Source organism: Salipiger sp., assembly GCF_059781815.1.
The window spans coordinates 1-8,746 of record NZ_JBYNAH010000219.1 but is presented as its reverse complement, the minus strand read 5'-3'; the positions used below and the strand labels follow the sequence as shown (position 1 = coordinate 8,746).

Here is an 8,746-nt window from a genome sequence, read left to right as displayed (position 1 = left end):
GAGGCATGCTTTCAGCATGACCGATGCGCGGCGGCCTGCGGCCTTGATTCCGCGCCTAGAGCGTTCGACCGTTCAGCCAGGCAGCAGTCCGCTCAACGGCGCACCAAGCCTCAGCTATTGGGATCCTGGTAGACGCCCTGCTCCTTCAGCGCGTCCATGACCTCTTTCGGCATGTAGGTCTCGTCGTGCTTGGCGAGGATCTCGGAGGCCACGAAGACCCCGTCCACATAGCGTCCGGTGCCCACCATGCCTTGGTTCTCGGCAAAGAGATCCGGCAGCACGCCGGCGAAGACCACCGGCACCGAGGCGCCGCCATCGGTGACGCTGAAGCGGATCTCGTGGCCGTCGCCGCGGATCAGAGTGCCCTCCTCCACCAGCCCGCCGAGGCGGAAGGTCTCGTTGGGCGTCGGCGGCTCTTCCACCACCTGGCTCGGAGAGCGGAAGAAGTTGATGCCGTCCCGCATCGCGTAGCCGATCAGCGCGGTCGAGACCATCAGTGCGACCGCGGCCAGCGCGATCACCTGAATGCGGCGCTGTTTCTTGAGCGATTTGAGCGACATGGTTTCTCCTCTCCTGATCGCACCGGCCCAGCCTGCGCGACACGTCCCGACTTGTCAGCCTGGACTATATGGCATGCAAGGGCCCGCATGTAAGTGCGGCAGATCAATTTCCGGCGAGCACGCGCGTCGGCCGGGCGCCGCTCAGGCCGCCTCGAAGCTGATTTCGCGGCGCAGGAAGCGGGTGGCGTGGCCCGAGACCTTGCGCGGATCGCCGGTGGTCAGGAAACGGGTCTCGGTGCCGGTGCCGATCATCTCCGGGTGGCGCTGCAGGTAGTCGGCCAGCGACTCGGCCACGAGATTGGCCTGCGAATAGACCGCGACATCGGCCCCCAGCGCCTCCTGGAAGGTCTCCTGCATCAGCGGGTAATGGGTGCAGCCGAGGATCGCCGCCTGCGGGTCGGGCATCTTGCGCTTGAGGGCGTCGACATGGCTGCGCACCAGCGCCTCGGCGAGGATCATGTCGCCCTCCTCGATGGCATCGACGAGCCCGCCACAGGCCTGCGCCTCGACATCGACGCCGATGGCGCGGAACGCCAGCTCGCGCTGGAAGGCACGGCTGCGCACGGTGGCGGGCGTGGCAAACAGCGCCACGTGCTGCACCGCAACCTCGCGGGGCGGCGAGTTGTCGCCCCACTGGCGCTCGGTCAGCGCCTCGATCAGCGGCACGAAGACGCCCAGCACCCGCTTGTCGCGCGGGATCCAGCTTTCCTGCATGCGCCGCAGCGCGGCGGCGGAAGCGGTGTTGCAGGCGAGGATGACGAGATCGCAGCCCGCCTCCCAGAGCCGCTCGACCGCGGCGGTGGTCAGGTTGTAGATATCGTCGGCGTCGCGCACGCCATAGGGCGCGTGGGCGCTGTCGGCGAAATACACGAAGGGTACGTCGGGCAAGCGCTTGCTCACCGCGTCCAGCACCGTGAGCCCGCCAAGCCCGGAATCGAATACCCCAACCGCCATCGGCCTGTCTCCTGCCGTCACTGCCCAGTGCCGCGACTCGTTCTCGCGGCATTTCCTGCTCTTACGGGGCTTTGGCGCAAAAATCCATTACGACCGTCGCCGCAGTCGGGACAGTGCCGGGGCGGCGGATCACTCCGCCGCCTGTGCCAGCGCCCCGCCGCCGTCGCGGATCACCGCGAGCAGTTCCTCGCGGCGCTTGGCGGCCTCGCGCTCGTTGGCCTCCTTGACCGGACCGAAGCCGCGGATCTTCAGAGGCAGCTCGGCCAGCGCCACGATGGCATCGCGGGTCTCAGGCGTGAGCTTGGGCAGCACCTCGTCCATGTCGCGCTCGTACTGCGTGATCAGCGCGCGCTCCATCCTGCGCTCGGCGGTGCGCCCGAAGGGATCGAGCGGCGTGCCGCGCAGGCCCTTGAGCTTGGCCAGCAGGCGGAAATTGCGCAGCATCCCCTCGCCGTACTGCTTTTTCACCGGGCGCCCGTCCGAGCCAATCTTAGACAGCAGCGGCGGCGCGAGGTGGAAGCTCATCTTGAAATCGCCGTCGAACTGTTCGCGCGCCTTGGCCTCGGTCTCGAGATGCAGCCGCGCGACCTCGTACTCGTCCTTGTAGGCGAGCAGCTTGTGATAGCCCTTGGCGATGGCCTCGCGCAGACGCTCATCCTCCGCGCGGTCGACCAGCGCGCGATAGCGCTTGGCCAGCCGCTTGTTCTGATAGGCGGTCAGGTGACCCTCGCGGAAGGCGATCTTCTCGTCCAGCGTCTTCGGCTTCTCGATCACCGTGGGGCTCAGGAGCCTTTCGGCCGCCTCCGGGTGCAGCATCGCCCAGCGGCCGATCTCGAAGGCGCGCAGGTTCTTCTCGACCGCCGCGCCGTTGAGGCGCAGCGCCTCGGCGATGGCGTCATGCGGCAGCGGCACGAGGCCCTGCTGCCACGCGGCGCCAAGGATCATCATGTTCGAGAAGATCGAGTCGCCGAGCGTCGCCTTGGCCAGCTCGGTGGCGTCGAACAGCTTGGCCCGCTCTTGCATCCGCGCTTCAATTGCGAGCTTCAAGCGGTCGTTCGGCAAGGCAAATTCGGTATTGCGGGTGAACTCTCCGGTGACGATCTCGTGGCTGTTGACCACCGCCCCGGTGCGCCCCGAGGAGGTCAGGCCAAGCGTCTTGGCCCCGGCGCTCACGACGAGATCGCCGCCGATCAGCGCATGGGCCTCACCGATCGCCACGCGCACCGCCGAGATGTCCTCGGGGCGGTTGGCGAGGCGCAGGTGGATATGCACCGCGCCGCCCTTCTGGGCGAGGCCGGCCATCTCCATCATCCCCGCGCCGAGGCCCGCGATCTGCGCCGCCTGCGCCAGCACCGCGCCGATGGTCACCACGCCGGTGCCGCCCACGCCGGTGATCACCACGTTATGGGTGCCGTCGATCGGCGGCAGCGCCGGCTCGGGCATGTCGGGCAGCGCAAGCTCGGTGGTCGCGCCCTTGCGCACCTTGGCCCCCTCGAGGGTGACGAAGGACGGGCAGAAGCCCTTGAGGCAGGAGAAATCCTTGTTGCAGCTCGACTGGTCGATGGCGCGCTTGCGGCCCAGCTCGGTCTCTTCCGGCACGATGGCGACGCAGTTCGACTGCACACCGCAATCGCCGCAGCCCTCGCAGACATCGGTGTTGATGAAGACGCGCTTGTCCGGGTCCGGGAACTTGCCGCGCTTGCGGCGGCGGCGCTTCTCGGCGGCGCAGGTCTGGATGTAGAGGATCACCGAAACACCCTCGACCTCGCGCATCCGCTTTTGCACCGCGTCCATCTCGGCACGCTCGAAATGCTCGATGCCCTGCGGGAAGAGGCCGAAATCGACGTCCTCCTTCTCGTCATAGACCACGACGAGGCGCTGCACGCCCATCGCCACCAGCTCGCGGGCGATCCGATCGGCGGTGAGCCCGCCCTCGTTGGCCTGCCCGCCGGTCATCGCGACGGCGTCGTTGTAGAGGATCTTGTAGGTGATGTTGGTGTTTGCCGCGAGCGCGGCCCGGATCGCCTGCACCCCTGAGTGGTTGTAGGTGCCGTCGCCCAGGTTCTGGAACACGTGCGGGCGGGTCGAGAACGGCGCCTCGCCGATCCAGTTCGCGCCCTCGCCGCCCATATGGGTGAAGCCGGTGGTCTCGCGGTCCATCCACTGCACCATGTAGTGACAGCCGATGCCGGCATAGGCCCGGCTGCCTTCGGGCACCTTGGTGGAGGTGTTGTGCGGGCAACCGGCGCAGTAATAGGGAAGCCGCGCTGCGATATCCTCGGCATTGTCGGATTTCCGCGCCTCGGCTAGGGTTTGCAGCGATGCGCGCAGGCGCTCGGTGTCGCGGCCTTCCTCGATCAGGATGGTGCCCAGCCGCTCGGCGATCATGATCGGATCGAGCGCGCCCTGCGTCGGGAACAGCTCGGGCCCGTGCATCGAGCCCGCGCCGCCGCCCTTGTGCCAGCCATAGACCCGGCGGCCGCGGCGGTCGTCGAAGATCGCCTCCTTGACCTGCACCTCGATCAGCTTGCGCTTCTCCTCGACCACGACGATCAGGTCGAGCCCCTCGGCCCAGTCATGGAAGCCCAGCATGTCGAGCGGGAAGGTCTGGCCGACCTTGTAGGTGGTGATCCCCAGCCGCTCGGCCTCGGCCTCGTCGATGCCCAGAAGCGACAGCGCGTGCACCAGATCGAGCCAGTTCTTGCCCGCCGCGACAAAGCCGATCTTGGCGCCGGGCTTGCCCCACATGCGCTTGTCCATCTTGTTGGCGTGCGAGAACGCCTCGGCGGCGAAGCGCTTGTAATCGATGATGCGCTTTTCCTGCTCATGCGGCGTATCGCCAAGCCGGATGTTGAGCCCGCCGGGCGGCATGTCGAACTCCGGCGTGACCAGCGACATGCGCTCGGGCCGGCCATCGACCACCGCCGTGGCCTCGACCGTGTCCTTCATCGTCTTGAGCCCGACCCAGACGCCGGCAAAGCGCGACAGCGCATAGGCGTAGACGCCGTAATCGAGGATCTCCTGCACGCCGGCGGGCGAGACCACCGGCATGTAGGCATCGACCATCGCCCATTCCGACTGGTGCAGCACGGTCGAGCTCTCGCCCGTGTGGTCATCGCCCATCGCCATGATGACGCCGCCATGCTGCGAGGTGCCGGCCATGTTGGCGTGGCGCATCACGTCGCCCGAGCGGTCGACCCCCGGCCCCTTGCCGTACCAGAGGCCGAAGACACCGTCATATTTGCCCTCGCCGCGCAGCTCGGCCTGCTGGCTGCCCCAGAGCGCGGTGGCGGCGAGATCCTCGTTCAGCCCCTCCTGAAAGGTGACGTCGGCGGCGGCGAGATATTTCCCGGCGCGCTGCATCTGCAGATCGACGGCGCCGAGCGGCGAGCCCCGGTATCCGGTGACATAGCCAGCCGTGTTCAGCCCGGCGGCGCGGTCCCGCGCCTTCTGGATCAACATGAGACGCACAAGCGCCTGCGTGCCGTTCAGCAGCACCGGGCTCTTGTCGAGATCAAAACGGTCTTCGAGTGAGATAACTTGCTTGGTCATGCGCGCCTCCCAACGCTCATCACGTGGCATTCTGCCCACATAATAGGTCAAAAAAGCTGACCTTCATAACATTTTTTTCGTGTTTTCAGACTGTCCTGAAAGGAAAGGTTCCTATTTAAGATATCTGTCGTATACAGGCGCCGCGAGCAGGCATGGGTACCGAAATGGACTGGGACAAGCTAAGAATATTTCACGCGGTTGCGGATGCGGGCAGCCTGACACATGCGGGCGATGCGCTGCATCTGTCGCAATCCGCGGTCTCTCGGCAGATCCGCTCGCTTGAGGAGTCGCTCAACACGACCCTGTTTCACCGCCATGCCCGCGGGCTGATTCTCACCGAGCAGGGCGAATTGCTGTTCGACGCCACGGCCTCGATGGTCAAACGCATCGACGCCGCCACCGCGCGCATCCGCGACAGCGAGGAAGAGGTGTTCGGTGAGCTCAAGGTCACCACCACCCACGGCTTCGGCGTGCTCTGGCTCGCCCCCCGCCTGACCAAGCTCTACGAGAAGTTTCCCGATCTCAAGATCGACCTCATGCTCGAGGAGCGCGTGCTCGACCTTCCCATGCGCGAGGCCGATGTCGCCATCCGCATGAAGGAGCCAAGCCAAGCCGACCTGATCCGCAAGCGGCTGATGTCGATCCGGATGCGCATGTATGCCTCGCCCGAGTATTTGGCCGAGCATGGCGTGCCAAGCTCGCTCGACGAACTGTCGCAGCACCGGCTGATCTGCCAGAACCCGTCCTCTTCGCAGGTGGCCGCGGGCAAACTGCTGGTGCAGGAGCTGCTGACCTACGACATCCAGACGGCGCTAACGGTAAACAACTATTTCGGCGTGTTGCAGGCCGTGGTCGCAAATCTCGGCATCGGCGTTCTGCCCGATTACATCATCGAGGATTTCCCCTCGGTGGTTCGCGTGCTCCCCGAAATCGAAAGCAACGAGGTTCCAGTGTTCCTCGCCTACCCGGAAGAGTTGCGCCATTCCAAGCGTGTAGCGGCCTTCCGCGACTTCGTGCAGGAAGAAATCTTTGCCCACCGGCGGCAGCTTCGGGCTATGGGAGCGGACTAAACTCGCCCTTAAAGTGTGAGCTATGCGCCACATTCATGGCGGCAATGCTGCTTCTGCGGCATCTTCTCCCTTGATCGACTCAGAACTGATAACATATTCGGCAGATGAAGCTTGAAGCGCCCGAGCGCGCATCATCTTCATACCTCCCTGTTGGACTTCGGCCGAGCTTTGTGCTCGGCCTTTTTTTTGGCCGCACACATCCGGATTCTTGGGTAGGCTTTGTCAGGGGAGACCAGCGATGACCGACAGCATGACAGACGGGCCCAATGCGGGTCAGGAAGCCTTCTGGAGCACCGGCCCCGGCCAGCACTGGGTGCGGCTGCACCACGAGCTCGACACGCTGCACGCGCGGCTCACCGACATCATCCTCGACGCCGCCGATCCGCGCCCCGGCGAGCGGGTCATCGACATCGGTTGCGGTGCCGGTGCGGTGGCCATCGCGGCGGGCCAGCGCGTGGGCACCGAAGGCCATGTGCTGGGGCTCGACATCTCCGCCCCGCTGGTCGAGGTCGGGCGCACGCGCAGCGAGGGGATGACCTGCGCGCCGGATTTCCTTGTCGCCGATGCCCAGACATGGGCGCATGAGGGCGCTCCCTTCGATCTCTGCGTGTCGCGCATGGGGCTGATGTTCTTCGCCGACCCGGTGGCGGGCTTTGCCAACCTCCACCGCCACCTGCGCCCCGGCGGGCGGCTGGTCTTCGCGGCCTGGGCCGCGGCCGAGCACAACCCGTGGTTCCACCTCGCCATGTGCTTCGCGGTCGAGCGACTCGGCCCTGCCACGCCCGGCGATCCGCACGGCCCCGGCCCCACCGCCTTTGCCGACACCGCCCGCGTGCTGGGGCTGCTCAAGGCTTCAGGCTACACCGACACAGAGGCCGAGACCGTCGACACCACGCTCGAGGTACCCGAGGGTTTCGACGCGGCAGCGGCGCTCACGCAGTATGTCGGCCCGATCTCGCGCCATATCCGCGACAAGGACGGCACCGAGGCCGACCGTGCCGCGATCCACGCCCGGGTGCGCGAGGCGTTTCGCGGCTTCGACGACGGCAACGGCTGCCATATCCCCGCCCGCATCAACCTTTTCTCCGCAACCCGGCCCTGAGCGGCCCTCAGCCCCCTTCCCACTGCGTCACCCTTGCCTTAAAGAGCGCGCAGGATTGCCAGAGGGGTATGAGCATGCAGGAACCGGCCATCACCGAAGAGCTGATCGAGGCGCACGGCATCAAGCCGGATGAATACGCACGCATCCTTCAGATCCTCAACCGCGAGCCGACCTTCACCGAGCTCGGGATCTTTTCCGCCATGTGGAACGAGCACTGTTCCTACAAGTCGTCGAAGATCCACCTGAAGAACCTGCCGACCTCCGGCCCGCAGGTGATCTGCGGCCCCGGGGAGAATGCCGGCGTGGTCGATATCGGCGATGGCCAGGCGGTGGTCTTCAAGATGGAGAGCCACAACCACCCCTCCTATATCGAGCCCTACCAGGGCGCGGCCACCGGCGTGGGCGGCATCCTGCGCGATGTCTTCACCATGGGGGCGCGGCCCATCGCGGCGATGAACTCGCTGAGCTTCGGCGAAACCGATCACCCCAAGACCCGCCGCCTCGTGCATGGCGTGGTCGAAGGCGTGGGCGGCTACGGCAACTGCTTCGGCGTGCCGACCGCCGGCGGCGAAGTGCGCTTCCACCCGGCCTATAACGGCAACTGCCTGGTCAACGCCTTCGCGGCGGGCCTCGCCGATGCCGACAAGATCTTCTACTCCGCCGCCTCGGGCATCGGCATGCCGGTGGTCTATCTCGGCGCCAAGACCGGCCGCGACGGCGTTGGCGGCGCGACCATGGCCTCGGCCGAGTTCGACGACACCATCGAAGAGAAACGCCCGACCGTGCAGGTGGGCGACCCCTTCACCGAGAAGCGCCTGCTCGAGGCCTGTCTTGAATTGATGGAGACCGGCGCGGTCGTCTCGATCCAGGACATGGGCGCCGCCGGCCTCACCTGCTCCGCTGTCGAGATGGGCGACAAGGGCGGGCTCGGCGTGCGGCTCGACCTCGAGAAAGTGCCCGTCCGCGAAGAGAACATGACGGCCTACGAGATGATGCTATCCGAGAGCCAGGAGCGCATGCTCATGGTCCTCGACCCCGCGAAAGAGGACATCGCCCGCGCCGTGTTTGAGAAGTGGGATCTCGACTTCGCCATCGTGGGTGAGACCATCGCGGAAGACCGCTTCCTCGTCACGCTCAACGGCGAGACCAAAGCCGACCTCCCCCTCCGCGCCCTCTCCGGCACCGCGCCCGAATACGACCGCCCACACACACCAACACCCGCCCGCGCGCCGCTCGAAGAGCTGCCCAACATCGCCCCGATGGACGCCCTCCGCGCCCTCCTCTCCAGCCCGAATTATGCCAGTAAATCATGGGCCTACGAGCAATACGACGCGCAAGTCATGGCCGACACGATGCGCGTGCCCGGCGCAGGCGCGGGCCTCGTCCGTGTCCACGGCACCACCAAAGCACTCGCCTTCACCTCCGACGTCACCCCCCGCTACGTCTTCGCCGACCCGGTCGAAGGCGGCAAACAGGCGGTGGCCGAGGCCTATCGCAACCTCATAGCG

The 8,746-nt window shown here is 66.2% G+C and carries 6 protein-coding genes; 3 read left to right on the top strand and 3 right to left on the bottom strand.

Going from position 1 to position 8,746, the window contains the following annotated elements; genetic code table 11:
* Positions 1 to 110: 110 nt before the first annotated feature.
* From ccmE to AC6RA4_RS20335, 3 genes are all read right to left on the bottom strand, one after another.
* The gene (ccmE, locus tag AC6RA4_RS20345; protein ID WP_500163447.1) at positions 111 to 560 is read right to left on the bottom strand and encodes a cytochrome c maturation protein CcmE; all 450 of its coding nucleotides are present in this window, start codon (positions 558 to 560) and stop codon (positions 111 to 113) included.
* A 141-nt stretch (positions 561 to 701) separates the two neighbouring features.
* Complete coding sequence (gene murI, locus AC6RA4_RS20340) at positions 702 to 1,514, bottom strand: glutamate racemase (RefSeq protein WP_500163446.1); 813 nt, start codon at positions 1,512 to 1,514, stop codon at positions 702 to 704.
* Between the two features lie 129 nt (positions 1,515 to 1,643).
* Complete coding sequence (locus AC6RA4_RS20335; protein ID WP_500163444.1) at positions 1,644 to 5,066, bottom strand: indolepyruvate ferredoxin oxidoreductase family protein; 3,423 nt, start codon at positions 5,064 to 5,066, stop codon at positions 1,644 to 1,646.
* 164 nt (positions 5,067 to 5,230) lie between these two features.
* On the opposite strand from AC6RA4_RS20335, the gene AC6RA4_RS20330 reads away from it, so the two are divergent.
* The 3 genes from AC6RA4_RS20330 to purL all read left to right on the top strand — a co-directional run.
* On the top strand, positions 5,231 to 6,136 hold the full coding sequence (locus tag AC6RA4_RS20330) for a LysR family transcriptional regulator (RefSeq protein WP_500163448.1): 906 nt from the start codon (positions 5,231 to 5,233) through the stop codon (positions 6,134 to 6,136).
* Between the two features lie 238 nt (positions 6,137 to 6,374).
* On the top strand, positions 6,375 to 7,238 hold the full coding sequence (locus tag AC6RA4_RS20325) for a class I SAM-dependent methyltransferase (RefSeq protein ID WP_500163443.1): 864 nt from the start codon (positions 6,375 to 6,377) through the stop codon (positions 7,236 to 7,238).
* A gap of 74 nt (positions 7,239 to 7,312) precedes the next feature.
* Positions 7,313 to 8,746 (top strand): phosphoribosylformylglycinamidine synthase subunit PurL (purL, locus tag AC6RA4_RS20320; RefSeq protein WP_500163441.1); only part of this gene is annotated, 1,434 nt, incomplete at its 3' end.